Source organism: Arthrobacter sp. UYNi723, assembly GCF_054057635.1.
Genome location: NZ_JBSRZM010000009.1, coordinates 21,912 through 43,988 on the forward strand (window position 1 = coordinate 21,912; position 22,077 = coordinate 43,988).

The window sequence follows — 22,077 nt, forward strand, 5'->3', positions numbered from 1 at the left end:
TTAGATGCCCAGTGCTTCCTTGAGCGCGGCGACGTGGCCCTGGGCCTTGATCTGGTACTGGGTGAGCGTGACGTTGCCTTCGGCGTCGAGCACCACGGTGGAACGGACCAGGCCGTCAACCACTTCGCCGTTCACCAGCTTTTCGCCCCAGGCACCGTAGGCCAGCGCCACGGCGTGGTCTTCGTCGGAAAGCAGCGGGAACGTCAGGGCGAAGTCGCCGGTGAAGGCCGCCAGTTTCTCCGGCGCGTCCGGGGAGATGCCCAGGACCTCGTAGCCCGAGGACTGCAGGCTGGCGAGGTTGTCGCGGAAGTCGCAGGCCTCGGCGGTGCAGCCGGGGGTGGCGGCTTCCGGGTAGAAGTACACAATGACGTTGCGTCCGCGGTAATCGGAGAGGGAGACCTTCTGGCCGTCGGCGTTGAGCAGAGCGAAATCGGGGGCCTGGGTTCCGGCGATGAGTTTCTGGGTCATGTTTCGATCCTTGACTTGTGGGGCAACCGCCGTGGCCGGCGATCATCTATCGGTGCAACGGGCTGCCTAGATGCAGTATTCCGCGGGTCCGCGGACCGTGCTGCCCGGTCCGGGCACAAACTGGTAGCCACCCCCGCGCACCGTGGCGATGGCGTGGCGGGCCGAGCCCAGCTTGCGCCGGACACGGCCAACATACACGTCGATGGAGCGGAAGGCCGCGCCCGGGCAGTCCAGGGACTCAAGGACGCCTTGCAGTTCTTCACGTTGAATCGTCCGCGACTGGTTTTCCACCAGGTACCTCAGGAGGCTGAATTCCATAAAGGTCAGGCTGACCGGGACACCATCCAAAAGGACGGTGTCCGCGGCCAGATCCACTGCCACGATGCTCCGCCGCCCGGCCAGGGAGACTGGCGGGGTGACGACGGCGGCGGTGCCGGTTCCGGCGTCGGACACCGTTTCCGAAACATCAGCGCCGCCGTCGGAAACGTCGGGACCGTCTGAACCCTCGACGCCGGACGTCCCGGTTCCGGCCGCGGTCCACAGGTGGACTCCGGCTTCCGGAGCGAGCTGCCGGGCACGCGCCAGGACCGCTTGGGCGGCCTGGGCCCAGACCGCCGGGTCGATGTCCTGGCCTTCACAGGGCTGGAGCCACACCGCCAGGCCGCGCGGCTGAAGCCCTGGCTGGAGGCCGGGACGAGCGCCCGGACTAACGCCAACACGGGAGCCGGCGTGCTGCCGCGGGTATGGTGCATGGACGTTGACGGCCATCGCGCTGGGCCCTCAGACGCCGCCGCGGCGGATCAGCTTGCCGCTGGGCGTGCGGCCGTCGATCTCGTTGCCGCGAAGGAACGTTTTGCGGACGACGCCGGAGAGCGCCTTGCCGTCGTAGGGCGTGATGGGGTTCTTGTGCTTGAGCTTGGTGACGTCGACGACGAACGCGTCGTCCGGCGCGAAGATGGAGAAGTCCGCGTCGTAGCCGAGGGCCAGCTGGCCCTTGTTGTGCAGGCGGGCCAAAGCGGCGGGCTTCTCAGCCATCCAGGAAACCACCTGTTCCAGGGTAATGCCGCGGTGCCGGGCCTCGGTCCAGATCAGGGACAGCCCCAGCTGCAGCGAGGAGACGCCGCCCCAGGCCACGGCGAAGTCGCCGTTTTCCAGGTCCTTCAGGTCCAGGGTGGAGGGGGAGTGGTCCGAGACGATGCAGTCGATGGTGCCCTCCTGCAGGCCCTTCCAGAGCAGCTCGCGGTTGGACGCCTCGCGGATGGGCGGGCAGCACTTGTACGCCGTGGCGCCGTCGGGGATTTCCTCGGCCATCAGGGTGAGGTAGTGCGGGCACGTCTCCACGGTGAGGTGGACGCCGTCGCGCTTTGCACTCGCGATCATGGGCAGCGCGTCGGAGGAGGACAGGTGCAGGATGTGGGCGCGGGCGCCGGTCCAGCGGGCCCGCTCGATGACCTCGGCGATGGCCTTGTTCTCGGCGCCGCGCGGGCGGGAGGCCAGGAACGTTTCGTAGTGGTCGCCGCCCGGGTGCGGGGCGCGGTCGATCGCGTGGGAGTCCTCGGCGTGGACGATCATGAGGGAGTCGAAGGACTTGAGCTCGGCCATGTCCTCCTCCATCTCGTCCGCTTCGAGGTGCGGGAACTCGTCCACGCCGGAGTGCAGGAGGAAGCACTTGAAGCCGAACACGCCCTCGTCATGCAGGCCGCGGAGGTCCTTCTTGTTGCCCGGTACGGCGCCGCCCCAGAATCCGACGTCCACAAACGCCTGGTCCTCGGCCACCTCGCGCTTGAGCTTGAGGCCTTCCACCGTGGTGGTGGGCGGGATGGAGTTCAGCGGCATGTCGATGATGGTGGTGACACCGCCGGCGGCGGCTGCACGGGTGGCGGAGGCGAAGCCCTCCCACTCGGTGCGGCCGGGCTCGTTCACGTGGACGTGCGTGTCCACGAGGCCGGGGATCAGGGTTTCGTCGTCGGCCAGGTCAATGACCTGAGTGCCGGTGAGGCCGTTGCCGAACGGCTCGATGGCGACGATCACGCCGCCGCGGATGCCGACTTCGCGGGCGGTGATGCCGGCGGTGGTGAGGATGCGCTGGCCGCGGATGACCAGGTCAAACACGCCGGCCGCGGGGGTGGTTTCTTCAGACATGGACGTTCTCCTTGGTGTCGGTACGGGCTGCACTCGTAGGCAGGTGCACGCCGATGTGCTTACCTAATTCTTCAAGCAGCGGGCCTGCTTCGGCCATACATTTTTCTACATTGGACTCAAAATCGGTCAGGGCGTGAACGGCTTTGAATCCGGCTTCGGTGAGTTGTTCCGGGCTCAGCGTACTGCGGCCGCAGACGGCAATCACAGGGATCCCGGCACGTGCCGCGGCGCGTGCCACACCCATGGGCGTTTTGCCGAGCAGGCTCTGCTCGTCCAGGCTTCCTTCGCCGGTGATGACCAGGTCCGCGCCGGCCAGCCGCTGCTCCAGTTCAGTGAATTCGAGGACGACGTCGATGCCCGGCCTGCGTGCCGCGGCCAGCGCCGCGATGGCAATGTAGCCGACGCCGCCGGCTGCTCCTGCGCCGGGTGCGACGGCGGCCCTCTCGGCGCGGATGCCGATCTCGCCGGCGAGGACCGAGACGAAATTCGTCAGGGCGGCGTCGAGGGCGACGACGTCACTCGGCGTCGCGCCTTTCTGCGGTCCGAAGATCGCGGCGGCGCCGCTGGGCCCCAGCAGGGGGTTGTCGACGTCGGACGCCAGGGTGAAGCGGGAGTCCTCCAGCCGGACGTCCAGGCCGGAGAAATCGATCCGGTCCAGGCGGGCCAGGGCGGCCCCGCCGCCGGGCAGCTCGTTGCCCTGGGCGTCCAGGAAGACCGCGCCGAGGCCCTGCAGGACGCCGGCGCCGCCGTCGGTGTTGGCGCTGCCGCCAACGCCCAGGATGATCTGCCGGCAGCCCAGGTCCAGGGCGGCACGGATGAGTTCTCCGGTGCCCAGGCTGGTGGCGGTGGTGGCCGTTCCGGAGTCCGGGCCGCCGCCTTGGATGACAGAGGGCAGCAGCGCGAGCCCGGATGCCGCGGCCATTTCGATCACGGCCTCCCGGCCGCGGACCGCGAAGTCGACCCGGACCGGCTGGCCCGTGGGGCCGGTGACAGTGGCGGTCCGGCGGGTGAAGCCGGAGCCGACGGCGGCGTCGAGCGTGCCCTCGCCGCCGTCGGCCACCGGAATGAGTGTGGTCTCAAGGTCCGCCACAGCTGACTGCAGTCCCGCGCTCAGGCGGCTGGCGACGTCGGGGGCGGACAGCGAGCCCTTGAACTTGTCCGGGGCGATGACCACACGCATTCCGGTACCTCCTTCTTTATGTGTCGAGTACGGGCGCTAGTCCAGCAGGGCGATGATCGCGGTGGGGGCGTCTTCGCCGCGGGCGGCCAGGTCCTCGAACTCGTTCACGCCGTTGATTTCAACGCCCATGGAGATGTTGGTGACCTTTTCCAGGATCACTTCAACCACCACCGGAACCTTGAACTCGCCCATCAGTGCCTTGGCCTTGTCGAACGCGGCCGGCAGATCGGACGGGTTTTCCACGCGGATGGCCTTGCAGCCCAGGCCCTCGGCCACCTTGACGTGGTCCACGCCGTAGCCGTTGGTCTCGGGGGAGTTGATGTTCTCGAACGCCAGGGACACGTTCTGTTCCATCTCGAAGCCGCGCTGCGACTGGCGGATCAGGCCAAGGTAGGAGTTGTTCACCACCACGTGGATGTACGGCAGGTTGAACTGCGCGCCCACGGCCAGCTCTTCGATCATGAACTGGAAGTCGTAGTCACCGGACAGGGCAACCACGGTCTCGTCCGGCTTGCCGCGGACTACGCCCAGGGCGGCCGGGGCGGTCCAGCCCAGGGGCCCCGCCTGGCCGGCGTTGATCCACTTGCGCGGGCCGAAAACGTGCAGCAGCTGCGCGCCGGCGATCTGCGACAGGCCGATGGTGGACACGTACGTGGTGTCCTTGCCGAACGCCTTGTTCATCTCCTCGTACACGCGCTGCGGCTTGATCGGCACGTTCTCGAAGTGCGTCTTGCGCTGCAGGGAGCCCTTGCGAGCGGTGCACTCGGCAACCCAGCCGGCGTAGTCCGGCAGCGACTTCGCTGCCTGGCGCTCGCGTGCCAGCTCAATCAGCCCGTCCAGCGCCGCACCGGCGTCGGACGCGATGCCCAGGTCCGGCGAGAACACGCGGCCGATCTGGGTGGGCTCAATGTCGATGTGCACGAACTTGCGGTCGGCCGTGTAGGTGTCCAGGCCGCCGGTGTGGCGGTTGGCCCAGCGGTTGCCGATGCCGATCACGAAGTCGGAGGCCAGCATGGTCTCGTTGCCGTAGCGGTGGCTGGTCTGCAGGCCCACCATGCCGGCCATGAGGACGTGGTCGTCCGGGATGGTGCCCCAGCCCATCAGGGTGGGGATGACCGGAACGTTCAGAAGTTCGGCCAGTTCCACCAGCTGCGCGGAGGCGCCGGCGTTGATGATGCCGCCACCGGCCACGATCAGCGGGCGCTCGGCTGCGGTCAGCATGTCCAGCGCCTTTTCCAGCTGCTTCCGGCTGGCCGTGGGCTTCTGGACAACGATGGGCTCGTAGGCGTCGATGTCGAATTCGATCTCGGCCATCTGCACGTCGAACGGCAGGTCCAGCAGGACCGGGCCCGGACGGCCGGAGCGCATCAGCTGGAAGGCCTTCTGGAAGGCGCCCGGAACCTGGCCGGGCTCCATGATGGTCATGGACATCTTGGTGACGGGGGCGGCGATGGTCTGGATGTCCACGGCCTGGAAGTCTTCCTTGTGCAGCTTGGCCACGGGGGCCTGGCCGGTGATGCAGAGCATGGGGATGGAATCCGCCCAGGCCGCGTACAGGCCGGTGATCATGTCCGTGCCGGCAGGGCCCGAGGTACCGATACAGATGCCGATATTGCCATCCTTGGCCCGGGAATAGCCGTCCGCCATGTGGCTGGCGCCTTCAACGTGGCGGGCCAGCGTGTGGCGGACCCCGCCGTTCTTCCGCATTGCCGAGTAGAACGGGTTGATTGCCGCTCCTGGCAGGCCGAACGCCTCGATGGCGCCTTCCTTTACCAGGATTGCGACGGCAGCGTCAACGGTGCGCATCTTAGTCATTGTGTACTCCTTGAAAAGTCTGTGGTCTTCGGTGGTTGAGCTTGTCGAAACCGTTTTTGGGTGTGCTGAAGGAAGTTTTTGTCCAGATAACGCCGTGTAGAGGGGCATTTGAGAGCGTTATCTGGACAAAAACTACGGGTGAGGAGCGAAGCCTACTTGCGGCCGCTGAGCTGCAGGACCTGCTTGAAGAGGCCGGAGTGGTCGAGGCCGCCGTCGCCCTGGTTGACGGTTGCGGCGACGAGCTGTGCGACGACGGCGCCAAGCGGGACGGCGACGTTGGCTTCGCGGGCTGCCGAGGTGACGATGCCGAGGTCCTTGTGGTGGAGGGCCAGGCGGAAGCCGGGGTCGAAGTTGCGGTCGAGCATCTTCTGGCCCTTCTGGTCGAGGACCTTGGAGCCAGCCAGGCCGCCGCCGAGGACCTTGAGGGCTGCGTCGGTGTCCACGCCGTAGGCCTCAAGGAACGCGATCGCTTCGCCGAGGACCTGGATGTTGACGGCCACGATCAGCTGGTTGGCTGCCTTGACGGTCTGGCCGGAGCCGGAGGGGCCCACATGGACGATGGTCTTGCCGACGGCGGTGAGGACCGGCTGTGCTGCCTCGAAGTCCGCTGCCTCGCCGCCCACCATGATGGAGAGAACGGCGTTGATGGCGCCCTGTTCGCCGCCGGAGACCGGGGCGTCGAGGGGGCGGATGCCTGCTGCGGCTGCTTCTTCGGAGAGGCGCTTGGCGACGTCCGGGCGGATGCTGCTGGCGTCGATCCAGAGGGTGCCCTTCTTCGCGTTGGCGAAGACGCCGTCCTTGCCGCTGACTACGCCCTCGACGTCGGGGGAGTCCGGCACCATGGTGATGACGACGTCGGCGTCCTTGACGGCATCGGCGATGCTCGTGGCACCCTGGCCGCCCTCGGAGACGAGCTTGTCGATCTTGTCCTGGCTGCGGTTGAAGCCGGTGACGGTGTGGCCGGCCTTGACGAGGTTGATGGCCATGGGGAGGCCCATGATTCCGAGTCCGATGACTGCAACGTTGCTCATTGTGGTTCCTTTACTGAAAGTCTGTTGGTGTTGCTGGGGGTGGCTAGCGGGCGACGCGCTGGTGGATGGCCCAGCTGAACGCGGTTTCCGCCGGTTCCTTGTATTCGAGGCCGATGTAGCCTTCGTAGCCGAGTTCGCGGCTGCGGGCGATCCATTCCCCGAGGGGAAGCTCGCCGGTTCCGGGAGCCCCGCGGCCGGGGTTATCGGCAATCTGGATGTGGCCGAAGTCCTTGGCGTGGTTTTCGATGACGGCTGCGACGTCGTCCTCGTTGACTGCCAGGTGGTAGAAGTCCGCGAGGAGCTTGATGTTCTCTGCGCCGGATTCAGCCTTGACGCGGGCGATCACCTTGAGGGCGTCCGCTGCCGTGAGGAGCGGGTACTTGGCGGCGCCGCTGACGGGTTCGAGGAGGACGGTGCCGCCGATGCCTGCGACGCCGGCAGCTGCCGCGGCGAGGTTTTCGGCGCCGATGGCGTCCTGCTTCTCGGCCGATTCGCCGTCCACGCGGTTGCCGTAGAGGGCGTTGAACGCCTTGCAGCCGAGGCGCTCACCGATGCCGGCAACGACGTCGATGTTGTCCAGGAATTCGGTGGAACGCGCGGGCCAGGAGACCAGGCCGCGGTCGCCGCCGGGCATGTTGCCGGCGTTGAAGTTCAGGCCCGTGAGCTGTACGCCGGCATCCTTGATGGCGTTCTCAAACCCGGTGATCTGGGCGTCTGTGGGGACGGAGGTGTCGAAGGGCCACCAGAACTCGACGGCGTCAAAACCGGCAGCCTTTGCGGCTGCGGGGCGCTCGAGCAGGGGAAGCTCCGTCAAGAGGATGGAGCAGTTCACTGTGTACGTCATCGTAGGTCCTTCCGAGGAGGGCTTTGATCTATCTTCCGCTTGCCTGGCTCTTCTCGAGTTTCCGCTTTGTGGAATTTAGATTCTGCTTTATGAAAAGTTTAGGGAAGGTGGGCGCGCGAGTCAAGGGGGTGTGTGGGTTGGGCGGGGGCGGGGACACCAAACTCTTCCCGACCGGGCATAAAGAGCGGGCGGCTCCTGGCAGGGCCGCCCGTTCGATTGATCGTATTCAGTGCCGCTTGAAGGCGTTCCTGATCTTTTCGCCGGCTTGCTTGAGGTCGGCCCGGACTGCGCGGGCCTTGCCTTCTGCCCTCATGCGGTCGTTTCCGCTGACCTCACCGGCGGCCTTCTTTCCCTTGCCGTGAAGCCTCTCCGCGGCGTTGTGGATCCTGTCACCCAAACCCATTGCGGTCCTCCTTGTGGTGCGGCCGGTTCGGCTGATTGCCGCCTATGCCGCCACTTAAATTGTAGAAAGGAATGGCCCCCACGGACCTGTTGGCAGCCTAAAAGATCTGCGGGAATGCGGGGGATTGAGGTAGTTCTGGTACCGGCCCCGCAGCTGAGTCCGGGCCTTCAGCTACGCCGACGCCGGCGGGCTAATTCCCCGACGGCCGCGCCTGCCAGCGCGATGGCCAGTGCCAGGAGGACGGTCGGGCCGGCCCCGCCGTCGGGTCCGAGCGTGGCCGTTAGGATCTGTCGGATCATCAGGGCCAATTCCTGCGGGTCCCGCTCCGGCAATCGTGTGCCCAGGACGTAATTGACGGAGATGAACAACGCAGGAACCACCCACAGAGCGGCCAGGTTCACCAGCCAAACGAATGCGCGGCGGGCGGGACGGAGGCCGCACCATGCCAGCGCCACGCCGACGAGCACCGCGGGCAACCAGCGCAGCAGCGTCAATACCGCTGGCGACACATTGGCCGCCCCGGCCAGATTCCCCGCCCACTCGCCGACCCACGACCCAAAAGGCACGGCGATGAGACCAACACCCAGGGCTGTCAGGGCCCTGGACTTCGCCGCGATGAGCAGAAGCGCCACCATGCTCGCGGCGATAGCGGCTAGCACCCCTGCGAGCAGCCCGGCGAAATAGACGCCTGACATCGCTCCGCCCGCCAATCCGCCGTCGAGCACTGAAAACGCCTGAACCGTCACCGTGGCCTGCACCGCGAGAACGCCCCCGGCCGCACACCAGACAATCAGCCGCCGTCGGGCAGGGGACCAAAGCCGCACCGCCAGGCCGGCGGCCGCCCCTCCCACGGTCATCAGCGCAACGAGCGTGGTGAGTTCGTATTGGCTCAACGGCAGGAGCGACACGGGCATCTGCTGCGGCAACACTTCCGCGCCCCAAAGGTTCTGCAGAGGAAGCTGCGCGCCGGTGACCAGCCACGGGGCCAGCCCAAGCAAACCCGCCAGAAGCCCGATCAACAAGGCGAGGGCTATGTCCCTGCCGAGGGCGTGGGGTGGCATTTCGGCGCCAGAGGCAGGCCGTGCGGCCTGGTTGTGGTTGAGGTGGCTCACGGAAATCCTTCGGTGTCAGGGGTCAGGGTTGGGCCGCGTCTGGGCCAAGAGAACGTGGATCACCCTGAATAATACGCCGAATGGATTAATTAATGCAGGCCGGCACCGGCCGGCACCGCCCGCCAAACGTCAGACGGTCCGCGGCGCCTTGGCCAGGGTCTCGCTGAGTTCAGCAGCGTTCTGCCGCACCACATTCGCCGGACGGCCCGGCTCCGCGCGCCAGCTCTCGGAGAGCGGGCCGAGGTCCACCGTGTCGAAGCCGAACTCGTCATATAGCTTCGTCACGAGCTCGCTGGCCTCGGCGTCGTCGCTTGCGCTGGCCAGGGCACGGCGGTTCGGGGTGCCGGCAGGCGTGCCGTCCGTGGTGATCTCGCTGTACCGGATGTGGTTGAAGCCCTTCGCCACCTTGGACGTGGGCAGGTGTTCCTGCACCAGCGCGGAGGACGTCGCTTCGCCGGCGTCGAGGGCCGGAACATGGCCGTCGCGCTTCCAGTAGTAGTTGCCGGTATCGATCACGATCTTCCCCGCGAGCGGCTCCACGGGGATGCTGCCGAGGCTCCTGAAAGGAATGGTCACGACGGCGAAATCGCCCGCCGCTGCCGCTTCGGCCGGCGTCGCGGCCCGGGCGCGGGGTCCCAGTTCCGCCACGAGTGCGGCCAGCGTTTCCGGACCGCGGGAATTGCTGATCACTACGTCGTAGCCGACTTCAACCGCTTTTCGGGCCACCTGGCTGCCAATGTGTCCTGCTCCGATGATTCCGATGGTTGTCATATCCGGGGCAACGCTGGCGCCCGTGGGGATATTTCGCCCCAATGGTCGCGTGCCATACTCAAAACGCGGCGCTGGAGTATTCGTTCCCGGCCAGGCTGTGGCTCTATCCCGGAGAAGCCGGGTGGTACTTCCTCACGCCCCCGGAGAAGCTTGCCACGGAGATCCGGGAGGACACAGCACTGTTGCGTCGAGGCTTCGGCTCAGTCAAGGTCACGGCAGTCATCTCCGGGGCCGGCTGGTCCACGTCGCTCTTCCCGGACAGCAAGAGCGGCTCCTACGTGCTGCCCGTCAAAAAGGCCATCAGGACCACGGTCGGCATTGGTGTGGGCGATCAGGTTCACGTTCACCTTGAGGTGTCCGAGCCAGCGTGAGCCGCGGACGAGTCGGGTAGTGTGAGATTCACAAGATTCACAAGATACACAGACATTCACAGGAGCCCTGATGGAGAACCCTTTTCGGCCGACCGCGGGAGCGACTCCGCCTGACCTCATCGGCCGCGGGGGAGTGCTCGACGAGTTTGCCTACGGGCTGCGCATCGGATCAGGGGCGCCAGGTCTTCTGACAATCTTTACCGGTGCCAGGGGCATCGGCAAGACCGTGATGCTGGGTGCGGCAGAAGACTTGGCACTGAACAACGGCTGGGCAGTAGTTTCCGAAACGGCCACAGGGGGATTTGTGGGGCGGATCGGAGAGTCGATGCGCCTGCTCACGAACGATCTGGGGGATGGGCCTACAGGCCGCCGGGTAACGGCGTTGTCCGTTGCCGGATTCTCCGTCACGACCCAGCTCGCGCCCGAAGAGCAAGTCGACTGGCGCGCCCGCGGTGCAGCGCTTCTGCGTCTGCTGGCTCAACGCGGGACCGGACTGGTCATTACCGTCGACGAAATCCATGCAGCAGATCGGGCAGAGTTGTCCCGGCTCGCCGCAGACGTGCAGCACTTCATCCGTGAAGGCCTTCCCATTGGCCTCATCTTCGCCGGGTTGCCCGCTGCGGTGTCGGACTTGCTCAACGAAGGCGTGGCTACCTTCCTCCGGCGTGCTGACCGCATCGATCTCCACGCGGCTTCCATCACCGAAGTGGAGCACTCATTCTCTGAAACGTTCGCTGAGGCCAGGATCTCGTTGAGCGCCAATCTTGCAAGGGAAGCGGCAGAGGCGACCGGCGGGTATCCATTTCTGATCCAGCTAGTCGGCTACCACTTGTGGCAGGAGTCGGAAAAGGCATCCGACGATCTGGATGCCGAGGCCGTGGCTCGGGCCGTGGCCGCCGCCCGACGCCGGAACGAACGTGTGGTCATCGAAGCGGCACTTTCAACCACGTCAGGCAGGGACCGGGATTTTCTGCAGGCTATGGCCGAAGACCGCCGTGCGTCGTCGACCACGGACATCGGCGCACGCACCGGAATGCGGCCAAACGCGGTAGGCAATTACCGCACGCGCCTCATGGATGCCGGACTCATCGAACCCGCAGGGCACGGGCTCGTGGACTTCGCCATCCCAGGTCTCCGCGAATACCTGACATCGCACCCCATTGCTCGCTGATTCAGTTCCTGCTGGTGCCGTCAGACCACCACCGTCCCGGCCGCGCGATCGTGCGGTCCACGGCCTGTGAACACCACCATGGCGATGTAAACCAATGCCGCGGCAGTTGAAGCCTGCAGCCCCAGAAAAACCCACACGGGCGGCGCGGCATCATAGCCATGCTGGTAGAACCTCCACATCATCTGCCACACGAAGAAATGGGCTGCCTCCCACGGCAGCAGCTTCACCACTGTGCGGACCAGGATCCGGCTGCGGGAAGGAGCCGCGCCGTCGGCTCCCACCACCGCCAGCCCCATCCGGCGCTTGCCCCAGGTTGAATGGTGCGGGCCCGACTCGCAGCGATACAGATAGACGCCAACAACGAAGGTCAGCAGAAAGAAGTACAGCACCTGGCTGCCGAGCGGCCCAAGGGTTCCAAGGGTGTCCGGCAGAGATCCTGTGACGACATAGGTCAGGAACGAGAGAAACCCCAGGAAAGCCATCCACGCGAGGATGACGACGTAGTCGAGCAGCAAGGCGAGCAGCCGCCGCCATACTCCGGCCGGCTTGAGTTCCCTTGTTGCGGCCACCGCTGGAGGCCCTGCAGAACGTGCCACGGAATCACCCTGTACCTTGCCTCCTGTTTGGGGGATTCTATCGCCGGATGCCCGGCGAAGGTCTACGCGGGCGATAGCCTGAACGTTGAACCCAGCCCCACCCCGGAACGAGGATTTCCCCATGATCACACGCACCGACGTCGACGAAGCCGCCGCCCGGATTGCGGGGAGGATCCGCGTCACGCCCGTGCTGGCGGCAGACCGCGGCGCGTTCCCCGGCGAAGTGTGGCTCAAGTGCGAGTTCATGCAGCACACCGGCACGTTCAAGGCCCGGGGTGCGTTCAACCGGGTCCTGGCCTGCCGGGAGCGCGGCGAGCTGAAGGACGACGTCGGCATTGTGGTGGCCTCCGGCGGCAACGCCGGGCTCGCCAACGCCTACGCGGCCACGGAAGTGGGCGTCCCTGCCACGGTGTTCGTGCCCGAGACCGCCCCGGCCGTGAAGGTCAAGAAGCTCTGGGCCATCGGCGCCAACGTGGTCCAGCGCGGGGCCGAATACTCCGAAGCGTACGACGCCGCGATGGCTTACGCCGCCGAGACGGGCGCGGTCTACTGCCATGCCTACGACCAGCCCGAGATCGCAGCCGGCGCCGGCACCATCGGAACCGAACTGCTGGAGCAGCTGGGCGACGTGGACACCGTGGTGGTGGCCGTGGGCGGCGGCGGGCTCATGGCGGGAGTCGCGGCCGCCGTGGAGGGCCTCGCCAAAGTGGTGGGCGTCGAGTCCGAATCCACGCCCACCCTGCACGCCGCTCTCGCGGCCGGGACCCCCGTGGACGTGGCCGTCTCCGGGATCGCCGCGGACTCCCTGGGGGCCCGGCAGATCGGCCGGATCGGCTTCGACGTGGCCGTCCGTACCGGCGTCCGCGCCGTTCTGGTCTCCGACGAGGACATCGTGGCCGCCCGCTCCCTGCTGTGGGAGCAGTACCGCATCATCGTGGAGCACGGCGCGGCCACAGCCTTCGCCGCCCTGCACTCCGGCGCCTACATCCCGGCGGCCGGGGAACGCGTGGCCGTGATCCTCTGCGGCGCCAACACGGACCCCGCCACCGTCTGAGGCCCTACTGGTCCACCGCGACGACGTCCCTGCCGTTGAGCGGCTGGACCGGCCGGCTGTTGCCCGCGTGCGCCGCGCGCAGTGCGGCGAGCTGCCCGGCCCCCAGCTCAATGGGGGTCTCGAGGATCAGCCAGCGCACGCCTTCCGAGCAGGGCGGAGTGGTCAGGCTGCCGTCATACGCGAAATGATCCAGCGACGCCGGGAACAGTGCCGGGAAGTCCACGACGCCGGCCGTCACCTTCTGCCCGCCGGCTGCGGCTGGCGCACCGTCCGTAAACGGCGCCCACGCCGCATTAGTAGCCCCCACTGTGGCGAGGATCCCGACGACGGCCAGCCCGCCGTCGTCGGCCTGGTGGACGAAGTGGAACTCCGCTTCGTGCCGTACACCGCCCAGCGTGTGCTCGGACGGGGCGTGGAAGTGCAGCTGCTTGAACGCGTACTCCTTGCCGCCAACCGTGATGCCCTGGGCGGTGAGGGCACGCAGCTCGGTGGTGTGGCCGTTGTCCGTCATTTCGCACTCGGAGGCGGAATAGGCCAGGGCGAGCGGCTCCGGGGAAAGACCCGAGCCACCACCGACGTCGATGGGGGACTGGGCGATGCCCGACGAGCAGGAGCCGAAATCGGAGCTCAAGGCGCCCCAGTGTTCGGGACCCTCGGCGCCGTCATAGGACCAGGTATGGGGAGCTGCGGAGGCGGACGGCGAGGGTGCCGCGGCCCCTGCGGCGGACCTGCTGCAGCCGGTGACAAGTGCCAGCAGCCCCAGGCCGGATCCAACTATCAAAGACTTCCTGGTCATTACTGTGGCGCTGCGCATTTCCATCCTTCGGGTCGTCATAGGTCCGCACCGGAGAGCCCGGTGCGGACCTACGACGACTACCACGGGGCCGGTGGCAGGTCTTGTCACAGAGGCTAACCGCAGGATGTGACCCGCTGTCCTTTCCGGAAGTCAGGGCGCCTTGGCCGCGCCGGAGGCGATCGTGTGGATGAGGCGGGCGGCCGTGCGTGCCGTGCGGGAGTCGATGTCGAACCTGGGGTTCAGTTCGACCACGTCGACGACGGCGAGCTTGGGGGAGCGGGCCAGCTGGCGGCACACTTCCAGCACCACGGAGAGCGGAACCCCGTACGACGCCGGTGCGCTGACACCCGGGGCGACGTACGCGGGGAGGACGTCGAGGTCGATCGTCAGATAGACGAGGTCCACGGAATCGATGAAGTCCTGCGTGAATTGCCGGACCTGTTCAGTCCTGGACTCGGTGCATTCCTCGTCCAGGAGGTACTTGACGCCAAGCTCCCGGGCTGTCTGGAAAAGTGCCTCGGTGTTGCCCGGCTGGCTGATGCCCACCACCGTGTAGCTGAAGCCGTGGCCGAGGGCGCGCTCGGCCTCGGCCACCTGCCGGAACGGCGTGCCAGAGGACGGGATTTCCTCGGCGCGCAGATCGAAGTGCGCGTCCAGGTTGATGATGCCGATGCGGCGTCCATCGGTGACCTGGCTGGCGCGGAGGCCCGTGTAGGTGCCGAAGGCGGTTTCGTGGCCGCCGCCCAGGATGATGGGCAGGTGGCCCGCGTCCAGGGCCTGGCGGACGGCGGCGCCGAGGCGCTCCTGGCCGTCCTCGAGGTTTCCGTCCACAACGCTGGTGTCGCCAAGGTCACGGACCAGGAGTCCCGCCGGCGCCGCCATCGGTGCGAGGGCGGAGCGGATGCTTGCGGGACCGTCGACGGCGCCGACGCGGCCTTTGTTCCGGCGGACGCCTTCATCGCTGCGGAATCCAAGGATGGCGATTCCCGTGGTGCCGGCCTGGGCCGTGTTCACGGCGTGGTGCCAGCGCCGGTGTTCGGGGCCGGGACCGTCGTCGCGGCCCCTCCACGTGTGCTGGATGGTGGGGTTGGTCATCGGGATCCTTCTCCGTGTCCGAGCGCCAATGCGGCGTCACGGGTGCTTGCTATGAGTTGCTTTTCGCGCCGGACCGCCCGGTCCGCCGGAGCCATGGTGCTGACGGCACCCAAAAGCCGGCCGCCGTCGTCGAACACGGGGAAGCTGACGCCCCAAACGCCCGCATCCACCGCCCCATAGCTGAGGCCGAAGCCGCGGCCCTGGACGATCTGGAGCTCGTGGTTCAGGTTGTCTGCGTCCTCTGCGCCCAGTCCGAGCCCAGCCACGATCCTGCTCTGCTCCTGGGGGTCCAGGTGCGCGAGCAGGGCCATTGCGCTGGCACCCTTGAGCAGGGGGAGCGAGAGGCCCGGCGAGTAGCTGCAGCGCAGCATCTGGGGGCCTTCAACGGCATCCACGCACAGTGCCTCCGCACCGCGGACCACCAGATAGGCGGCCAGCTCCTGGGTTTCATCGGAGAGCAGCTGTAGTTGCTCCGAGATGCGGCCCTTGACCATGGCCTCCTGGCGGAAGTTGGCGGCGAGGCGCAGGGTTTCCGGGCCGGCGCTGTACTGTCCGCGGCGCCTGGTCTGCGCCACCAGCCCGGACTGCACCAGCAGCGTCAGGTGCCGGTACACGGCGCTGGCGGGGATGCCCGTAGTCTTGCTGATTTGGGCTGCAGTCAAAGTCCGGTGCCGCGCGAATTCGAGCAGGATGTCGACGAACCGCGAGGCGTTGCCTTCCGATATCACGGAATGGCTCGGATCTTTATGCATGTCACTGACGTTAGTGGCTGGAATCATAGACGGCCTAAAGATGTTCCCATAGGGTGGGAATTTATTTTCCGTCGGGTGGGAATGTGCCGGGGGAACGCCTGGGGAACGGTCGCGGCCTACCGTTAAGCGAGAAATCTGAAAGGGGGTGAGAGCAATGGCAGACCACTATGCCTCAGGAACCTGGCAGGTGAAGCAGGGCAGCGAGCAGGAATTCATAGACCGGTGGACCGAGTTCCTTCAGTGGTCCCGGGCGAACTACCCGTCGATCCTGGTGGCGAACCTCATTCGTGACCGACGTGTCCCCGGTCATTATGTTTCGTTCGCGGAGTGGACCGACGAGGCGTCCCGGGACGCGTGGAAGCAGAACCCGGGGTTCATGACCCACTTCGATGCCTGCGTTGCGCTGTGCGAGCACATGAGCGGTGCTGATTTCGACCGGGTAGTGACCGTGTAAGGCATGGGCTTTACTACTCGGTGCCCTGCCGTTCTGAGGTTGTCCGGCGCGCGGCGGCGAGCGCCCGCAGCGCGCCGATTTGCTCGAACGCAATGGCAGCGTCGTCCAGCAGGTGCCGGTCAGCCGGACCGCCCGCGCCGGCCAATGCGGCCTGCAGCCGGCAGCGGGCGGACCAGAAAGGCTGATGGGCCCTTTCGTAGAGGCGCGCCGCGGAGAGGAATCGTTCGCGTGCCCCGCCCGCGTCCGCGTCGGTCAGCGCCAGCGAACCGCGGGCGGACTCGGCCATGGCAGTCCACGCCGAACTTTGGAAGGAGTGCCCAACCCGCTCGGCTGCCTGGGCGAATACGTTTGCGCCCGCCCTGTCGCCGAGCGCAGCGAACGCTTCGGCCGCCATCGGATACAGCAGGGCGGTGCAGGTCGGACATTCGCCGTAGCGCGCCGCGGTCGCCGCCGCGGACCGGACTATGCGGACTGCCTCGGCCGGATCGCGGCGCTCCAGCGCGTCCAACGCCGCTGTCGCATACAACCGGCCCCAGGTGTGCCGGGCCAAGGGTGACACCACGGCGATCGCCATCCCGTGACGAAGGTACGCCGCCGCCGCGATGCTATCGCCTCGCATTACCGCGAGTTCGGCAAGCCGCTGCCAAGGCAGCGCACCGGAGCGGGCATCGAGCTCAGCGTACAATTCCGTGCTTCGCTCCAAGCACCCCGCGGCTTCATCCCAGCGTCCCTGCAACAGGAGTGATTCCCCGAGCAGGCACCAGGCGAACGCCTGAGCGTGGCGCGCACCCCGGTCGATGGCCAGCGCCAGCGTGCCGCGGGCATAGTCTTCGACCGTCTCGCACAGCCCGTCCCCATACAGATGGTATTCACCGATGCAGCAATGGAATTCGAAGATCCTTCCCAGCCGCGGATTCTCGTCGCCCACATCGCCCAGCCGCTCGATCTCGGCCTGAACACCAGGCCGCCATGCTCCGCGCATATGACAGATGATGGCGAGTGTTTCCTGCACCGCGGCGACGTCCTCGCCCGTTCCGTAGACCGCGGCCGCCGCCAGGCTAGCCTCCGCTGCGGATTGTGCTTCGTCGTAGCGCCCCACGGACCACAGCCAGTTCGCGCGCGCCTCCAGGACCCGCGCCTTCTCGGCCTCGTCCTTCCTGCCTGCCAGCAGGCCCTCGGCCGCCCGTAAGTGGCTCTCCGCGGCAGCCGCGTCCTGCATCATAAGGTGGGCCTGCGCGGCTTTGCGGTGCAGCCGGGCCGACCGGTGATTGGCGCTGGAACCGCGCAGGCGCGCAACCGCCGCAACGAACGCTGCGACCGCACCCTGAAAATCGCCCGAGACCAACCGCAGGCCACCGACCTGCTCCAACAACTCGCCGGCCAGCTCAGGCTCCGACGACAGGCCTGAGCGGATCTGCTCGAACAGCCGTTCCGTGGCAGGGTCTGGCTCGATGCCTAGTTCCCGGTCCAGCGCTGCGCGCAGGCGCTCATGTTCCTGCATCGCCTCGTGTCGCCGGCCCGCCAGAGCGTGCACCCGCATCAACGCGGCACCTGCCTCCTCGTGGACGGGGTCAGCTGCAATGACCCGACGCAGTGCCGATACGGCGTCGTCGAAGTTGGCGCGGGCCTCCAACAATCGTGCCTGTTCGACCAGCAGAGCGAGGAAATCAGACCGGAGCGACCCCTCCCTGGTTATTGCCCAGTCCTCATATCGGTCCTCCGGCAGGAGATCCCCGTCGTACAGTCCGATCGCAGCCGCATACGCGGCCGGGTCGCCGGTCCGGCGTGCCCGCAAAGCCGCAGCCTCGAACGCCTCAACATCCACCCACGTCGACTCGCGGTCCAGCCGGAGCTGCTCACCCGAAATGAGGTACCGGTCCAATGCCGACAGGCTCGGATCCAAGACGAGGCGGGCCTCGTGGACCACCTTGCGAAGCTGACCGCCGGCCGCATCCGGGTCCAACCCGGGCCACAGATAATCCAGCACCTGCTCCCGCTGCAACCGGTGACCCGGTGCCAACGCCAGAAGTTTGACCACGGCCTTGGCCTTACGCAAACGCCACGCGCCATCCGGGATGTCCCGCGAACCCACCGACACCCGGAAGCCGCCCAGCAACCGGATTCGAACCTCGCCCTCGACCAACGCCGTCACGCTTCCAGAATCCCACCACCACGCTGTCAATGACAGGGCTGGCTGCGAGCCCCCGGCGGCGGATCGGGAAAGGATCCGCCTGGCTGCCGAGCCGCTGGTACGAACGACGACGGCGGCACTGAAGCGCCGCCGTCGTACGTTGTGTTTAAGCCGGCCCCCCGGCAGCCTAGGTGAGCTTGATCTGGCGGTTCATGTCCTTGTAGAGCAGGTAGCGGAACTCGCCCGGGCCACCCGCGTAGCAGGCCTGCGGGCAGAAGGCGCGCAGCCACATGAAGTCGCCGGCCTCCACCTCAACCCAGTCGTTGTTGAGCAGGTACATGGCCTTGCCCTCCAGAACGTACAGGCCGTGCTCCATGACGTGGGTTTCCGGGAACGGGATGACCCCGCCCGGCTGGAACGTCACAATGTTCACCTGCATGTCGTGGGCCAGGTCGCTGGAATCTGTGAAGCGGGTGGTCTTCCAGGCGCCGTCGGTATCCGGCATCGCGGTGGGTTCCACCTCGGCATCACTGGTAACGAAGGACTTTGCTTCGTAACCCTCAAGCCGCTCGTAGGCCTTGCGGATCCATTGGAACGAGACAATGTCATCCGAGACGTTCTCCAGGCCCCAGGTGGCACCGGCGGCCAGGTAGGCGTAGCCGCCTTCCTCCAGCTGGTGCAGTTCGCCGTCAAGGGTCAGGTTGACCTTGCCCTTGGTGACAAAGACGACGCCTTCCACTCCTGCTTCGAACTCGGCCTTGGGGGCACCGCCGCCGGGGCCGATCTCCACGATCAGCTGCGAGAACGTGGTGGCAAACCCGGAGATCGGGCGGGCCAGGATCCAGGAGCGCGTGTTGGAGAAACCCGGCAGGGTGCTGGTCACGATGTCGGTCATAACGCCCTTGGGGATGACCGTGTAGGCCTCCGTGACGATGGCCCGCTCCGTGGTGAGGTGGGTCTGCGGCGGCAGCCCGCCCTGGGGGTAGTAGTACTTGCCCATCATTGGATCCTTACTTCGAAGTGGAGTGTGCCAGCCGCGGGTGCGCCAGTGCGGTCAGCTGTGAAAGTTCGACGCCGGCAATCGCCTGAACCTCTTCGGTCCCCACGGCGCCGCACTGGACGCCGCGCAGGACGAAGGCGGCCAGGGCCCGGGCGGTGGCGGGTTCGTCCATGACCCCACCTTCGGTGCGTTCCACGTAGTTGCGCAGGCGTGCCGCTGCGGCCGGGAGCCCCTCGCGGTAGAACGCGTACGTGGCGGCGAAACGGCTGGGCAGCTGGGCTGCGTGCAGGTCCCAGCCCTGGTAATAGCCACGCTCCAGCGAGCGGCGGACGAGGCGTCCGTGCAGCTTCCAGGCATCCTCGACGGCGTCGCCCACCGGGATGATGTTGGTGGAACCGTCCGAGAGGCGGATGCCCGTGCCGGCGACGGCCAGTTGCATGACTTCCTTGGCGAAGTCCGCCACCGGGTGCTCCATGGACTGGTACTCGGCCGAGATCTGCAGCGAGGCGGAGTAGTCGTACGTGCCGTAGTGCAGGGCGCTGATGCGTCCCGGAACCACGTGCGGCAACTGTGCCACGGGGGAGGTGCCGTCCGGTCCGAGGATCAGCTGCGGCGTTTCCACCTGTACCTCGAAGCGGAGCCGGCCAGCGGGAAGCCCATGGACTTCCTCCAGACGGGACACGGCGAAGTCCATCGCCTGGACCTGGGCCACTGTGGTGACCTTGGGCAGGGTCAGGATAAGTCCGGCAGGAAGTTCGCCGGCCTGCGCGAGCGTGGAGACGAACAGGTCCAGTGTCTTCAGGCCGCGGGCCCGGGTGGGCGCCTCGAAGCACTTGAATCGGATACCGATGAACGGCGGCGCGGTGCCGGCGGCAACTGCCGCGGCCACAGCGTTGGCCGCCGCGACCGCCGCCACGTCCTCTGCCTCGTCGCCGCGGTCGCCGAAGCCATCCTCGAAATCGAGGCGCAGGTCCTCGATCGGTTCCGTACGCAGCTTGGCGCCGACCCGTGCGGCGACGGCGGCAGCCAGCTCCGGCGCCTGGCCCAGCAGCGCGCCGAGCTTCTCGAGTCCGCCGTGCGCCTCCGCCGTCGTGAGCGCCTGGGCGCCCCAGTCGGCAGCGAACGACGGTGTGAAACGGTCCGCCGGCACGTACACGGTGTGCACGGGCTGGCGGGTGCCGTCGTCGCCCGGGTAATTGCGTTCCAGCAGCTGGTCGGTGGCGGCCAGCTGTGCGTCGATGGCGGCGCGGTCCGCCGCGGAGAGCGACGGCGTGGGGGAGACCGCCATGCCTCAGCCCACCAGTTCGTAGGCCGGCGTGGTGAGGAAGTCCGTGTAGTCCTCGGACAGGCAGATCTCAGCGATCAGCGTGCTGGCCGGCCGGTAGTACAGGCGGAAGGCCTCGTCGCCGAATTCGGTCCGGAGCCGTTCTGTTTCCTCGCCCAGGATCTTTTCGACCAGTTCGCGGGTGACGGTGTTTCCGGTGTCGGCGAGGACGGACTTGTTGCGGATCTGCTGCCAGACCTGCGAGCGGGAGATCTCGGCGGTGGCGGCGTCCTCCATGAGGTTGTGGATGGCCACGGCGCCGTTGCCGGAGAGCCAGACGGCGGTATAGGCGACGGCGACATACAGGTTCAGCCGCAGCCCGCCTTCGGTGACCTGACCGTCGGCCGAGGCGATGTCGATCAGTTGGTCAGCGGTGACCGAAACTTCGGGGCGCTGCTTGTCCAGCTGGTTGGGGCGCTCGCCGAGTGCGGCGTCGAACACCTCGCGGCAGGTGGGGACGAGGTCCGGGTGGGCCACCCAGGAGCCGTCGAACCCGTCGTTGGCCTCACGGGTCTTGTCCGCGCGGACCTTGGCGAAAGCGGCCTCGGTGACCTCGGGGTGCCGGCGGTTGGGGATGACGGCAGCCATGCCGCCCATGGCGAAGGCGCCGCGCTTGTGGCAGGTCTTCACCAGCAGCTCGGTGTAGGCGCGCATAAACGGAGCCGTCATGACCACGGAGGCGCGGTCCGGCAGCACAAATTCCTCGCCGGCGTCGCGGAAGTACTTGATGATGCTGAACAGGTAGTCCCAGCGGCCGGCGTTCAGGCCCGAGGCGTGGTCCCGCAGTTCGTAGAGGAACTCGTCCATTTCGAAGGCGGCCGGGATGGTTTCGATCAGCATCGTGGCGCGGACGCTGCCCTGCGGGATGCCGAGGAAGTCCTGGGCGAACACGAAGACCTCGTTCCAGAGGCGGGCCTCGAGGTGCGATTCCATCTTGGGCAGGTAGTAGTACGGGCCGTGGCCGTTGAGCAGCAGTTGCTTGGCGGTGTGGAAGAAGTGCAGGCCGAAGTCCACCAGCGCACCCACGGCGGGGACGCCGTCGAGCAGCAGGTGGCGCTCCTCCATGTGCCAGCCGCGGGGACGGGCCACCACAACAGCCAACGGCGCGTCGGTGCGGAGCGTATATTCCTTGCCTTCGGGCGAGGTGTAGGCCAAGGTGCCGGTTGCGGCGTCGCGCAGGTTCAGGATGGCGTCGATGACGTTGGGCCACGTGGGCGTGCTGGCGTCCTCGAGGTCCGCCAGCCACACCTTGGCGCCGGAGTTCAGGGCGTTGATGGCCATCTTGGCCGGGGTGGCCGGGCCGGTCATCTCGACGCGGCGGTCCTGCAGCGCGGCGGGCGCCTCGGCGACCTTCCAGTCGCCGTCGCGGATTTCCTGCGTCTCCGGGAGGAAGTCCAGGCGGCTGGTGCGGGCGACGCCGTCGCGCTTGGCCTGGCGGGACTCGAGCAGCTCGTTGCGCGTGCCGGCGAAGCGCTGGTGCAGCGCCTCGACGAAGGCCAGGGCCTTCGGTGTCAGGATCTGTTCCGCGCGGTCGACCGGCTGGCGGTCAGTGACAGTGATAGCCATA

Annotated in this window: 21 protein-coding genes and 1 pseudogene; 4 read left to right on the forward strand and 18 right to left on the reverse strand. The window is 67.1% G+C overall.

The annotated features are described in order from the left end of the window. The 10 genes and pseudogenes from bcp to ACVWY0_RS09055 all read right to left on the reverse strand — a co-directional run bounded on the left by bcp (position 1) and on the right by ACVWY0_RS09055 (position 9,766). Positions 1-468 (reverse strand): thioredoxin-dependent thiol peroxidase, encoded by a 468-nt coding sequence (gene bcp / locus ACVWY0_RS09010; protein WP_485836394.1) that lies wholly within the window; start codon positions 466-468, stop codon positions 1-3. Positions 469-534: 66 nt separating this feature from the next. Further along, positions 535-1,236: a winged helix-turn-helix domain-containing protein gene (locus ACVWY0_RS09015; protein ID WP_485836395.1), complete on the reverse strand. Its 702-nt coding sequence runs from the start codon at positions 1,234-1,236 to the stop codon at positions 535-537. A gap of 12 nt (positions 1,237-1,248) precedes the next feature. After that, positions 1,249-2,610: an allantoinase AllB gene (gene allB / locus ACVWY0_RS09020; protein ID WP_485836396.1), complete on the reverse strand. Its 1,362-nt coding sequence runs from the start codon at positions 2,608-2,610 to the stop codon at positions 1,249-1,251. After that, positions 2,603-3,790, reverse strand: coding sequence for a glycerate kinase (locus ACVWY0_RS09025; RefSeq protein WP_485836397.1), 1,188 nt, complete (start codon positions 3,788-3,790; stop codon positions 2,603-2,605). The genes allB and ACVWY0_RS09025 overlap by 8 nt, the downstream gene beginning before the upstream one ends. A 36-nt stretch (positions 3,791-3,826) precedes the next feature. Continuing rightward, positions 3,827-5,605 carry a glyoxylate carboligase gene (gene gcl / locus ACVWY0_RS09030; RefSeq protein WP_485836398.1) on the reverse strand — a complete coding sequence of 593 codons (1,779 nt, stop codon included), beginning with the start codon at positions 5,603-5,605 and terminating at the stop codon, positions 3,827-3,829. Positions 5,606-5,757: 152 nt separating this feature from the next. Next, complete coding sequence (locus tag ACVWY0_RS09035; protein WP_485836399.1) at positions 5,758-6,846, reverse strand: 2-hydroxy-3-oxopropionate reductase; 1,089 nt, start codon at positions 6,844-6,846, stop codon at positions 5,758-5,760. Then, positions 6,782-7,480: pseudogene (locus ACVWY0_RS09040) on the reverse strand (hydroxypyruvate isomerase family protein); the annotation flags it as partial. The pseudogene ACVWY0_RS09040 and the gene ACVWY0_RS09035, both read right to left, overlap by 65 nt. 226 nt (positions 7,481-7,706) lie before the next feature. After that, a complete protein-coding gene (locus ACVWY0_RS09045; RefSeq protein WP_485836400.1) occupies positions 7,707-7,883 on the reverse strand; it encodes a CsbD family protein in 177 nt (58 codons plus the stop codon). A gap of 167 nt (positions 7,884-8,050) precedes the next feature. Beyond that, the gene (locus ACVWY0_RS09050; RefSeq protein WP_485836401.1) at positions 8,051-8,995 is read right to left on the reverse strand and encodes a hypothetical protein; all 945 of its coding nucleotides are present in this window, start codon (positions 8,993-8,995) and stop codon (positions 8,051-8,053) included. Between the two features lie 129 nt (positions 8,996-9,124). Next, positions 9,125-9,766 (reverse strand): NADPH-dependent F420 reductase, encoded by a 642-nt coding sequence (locus tag ACVWY0_RS09055; protein WP_485836402.1) that lies wholly within the window; start codon positions 9,764-9,766, stop codon positions 9,125-9,127. Positions 9,767-9,807: 41 nt separating this feature from the next. Between ACVWY0_RS09055 and ACVWY0_RS09060 the strand changes: the two genes are divergently transcribed. Together ACVWY0_RS09060 and ACVWY0_RS09065 are read left to right on the forward strand one after the other, a co-directional pair. After that, positions 9,808-10,137, forward strand: a complete 330-nt coding sequence (locus ACVWY0_RS09060; RefSeq protein WP_485836403.1) for a DUF1905 domain-containing protein — start codon at positions 9,808-9,810, stop codon at positions 10,135-10,137. A 70-nt stretch (positions 10,138-10,207) separates the two neighbouring features. Continuing rightward, complete coding sequence (locus ACVWY0_RS09065; RefSeq protein WP_485836404.1) at positions 10,208-11,308, forward strand: ATP-binding protein; 1,101 nt, start codon at positions 10,208-10,210, stop codon at positions 11,306-11,308. A gap of 20 nt (positions 11,309-11,328) precedes the next feature. Here the strand turns inward: ACVWY0_RS09065 and ACVWY0_RS09070 are convergent, their stop codons facing one another. Further along, positions 11,329-11,904: an RDD family protein gene (locus tag ACVWY0_RS09070; RefSeq protein ID WP_485836405.1), complete on the reverse strand. Its 576-nt coding sequence runs from the start codon at positions 11,902-11,904 to the stop codon at positions 11,329-11,331. Between the two features lie 121 nt (positions 11,905-12,025). On the opposite strand from ACVWY0_RS09070, the gene ACVWY0_RS09075 reads away from it, so the two are divergent. Beyond that, positions 12,026-12,958 carry a threonine/serine dehydratase gene (locus ACVWY0_RS09075; RefSeq protein ID WP_485836406.1) on the forward strand — a complete coding sequence of 311 codons (933 nt, stop codon included), beginning with the start codon at positions 12,026-12,028 and terminating at the stop codon, positions 12,956-12,958. Positions 12,959-12,962: 4 nt separating this feature from the next. Here ACVWY0_RS09075 and ACVWY0_RS09080 read toward each other — a convergent pair whose 3' ends face one another. The 3 genes from ACVWY0_RS09080 to ACVWY0_RS09090 all read right to left on the reverse strand — a co-directional run bounded on the left by ACVWY0_RS09080 (position 12,963) and on the right by ACVWY0_RS09090 (position 15,601). Beyond that, positions 12,963-13,739, reverse strand: a complete 777-nt coding sequence (locus ACVWY0_RS09080; protein WP_485836407.1) for a carbonic anhydrase — start codon at positions 13,737-13,739, stop codon at positions 12,963-12,965. 165 nt (positions 13,740-13,904) lie between these two features. Beyond that, positions 13,905-14,849, reverse strand: coding sequence for a formimidoylglutamase (gene hutG, locus ACVWY0_RS09085; protein WP_485836408.1), 945 nt, complete (start codon positions 14,847-14,849; stop codon positions 13,905-13,907). Next, a complete protein-coding gene (locus ACVWY0_RS09090) occupies positions 14,846-15,601 on the reverse strand; it encodes an IclR family transcriptional regulator (protein ID WP_485836409.1) in 756 nt (251 codons plus the stop codon). The genes hutG and ACVWY0_RS09090 overlap by 4 nt, the downstream gene beginning before the upstream one ends. 154 nt (positions 15,602-15,755) lie before the next feature. Between ACVWY0_RS09090 and ACVWY0_RS09095 the strand changes: the two genes are divergently transcribed. Beyond that, the gene (locus ACVWY0_RS09095) at positions 15,756-16,055 is read left to right on the forward strand and encodes an antibiotic biosynthesis monooxygenase family protein (RefSeq protein ID WP_058931198.1); all 300 of its coding nucleotides are present in this window, start codon (positions 15,756-15,758) and stop codon (positions 16,053-16,055) included. 13 nt (positions 16,056-16,068) lie between these two features. Here the strand turns inward: ACVWY0_RS09095 and ACVWY0_RS09100 are convergent, their stop codons facing one another. The 4 genes from ACVWY0_RS09100 to aceB form a co-directional block, all read right to left on the reverse strand. Beyond that, entirely contained in the window at positions 16,069-18,207 is a 2,139-nt protein-coding gene (locus ACVWY0_RS09100) for an AfsR/SARP family transcriptional regulator (RefSeq protein ID WP_485836410.1), read from the reverse strand. 166 nt (positions 18,208-18,373) lie between these two features. After that, positions 18,374-19,186, reverse strand: a complete 813-nt coding sequence (locus ACVWY0_RS09105) for a bifunctional allantoicase/(S)-ureidoglycine aminohydrolase (protein ID WP_485836505.1) — start codon at positions 19,184-19,186, stop codon at positions 18,374-18,376. Between the two features lie 10 nt (positions 19,187-19,196). Next, the gene (locus tag ACVWY0_RS09110) at positions 19,197-20,474 is read right to left on the reverse strand and encodes a DUF6986 family protein (protein WP_485836411.1); all 1,278 of its coding nucleotides are present in this window, start codon (positions 20,472-20,474) and stop codon (positions 19,197-19,199) included. A gap of 3 nt (positions 20,475-20,477) precedes the next feature. After that, entirely contained in the window at positions 20,478-22,076 is a 1,599-nt protein-coding gene (gene aceB / locus ACVWY0_RS09115; protein ID WP_485836412.1) for a malate synthase A, read from the reverse strand. Position 22,077: the final 1 nt, after the last annotated feature.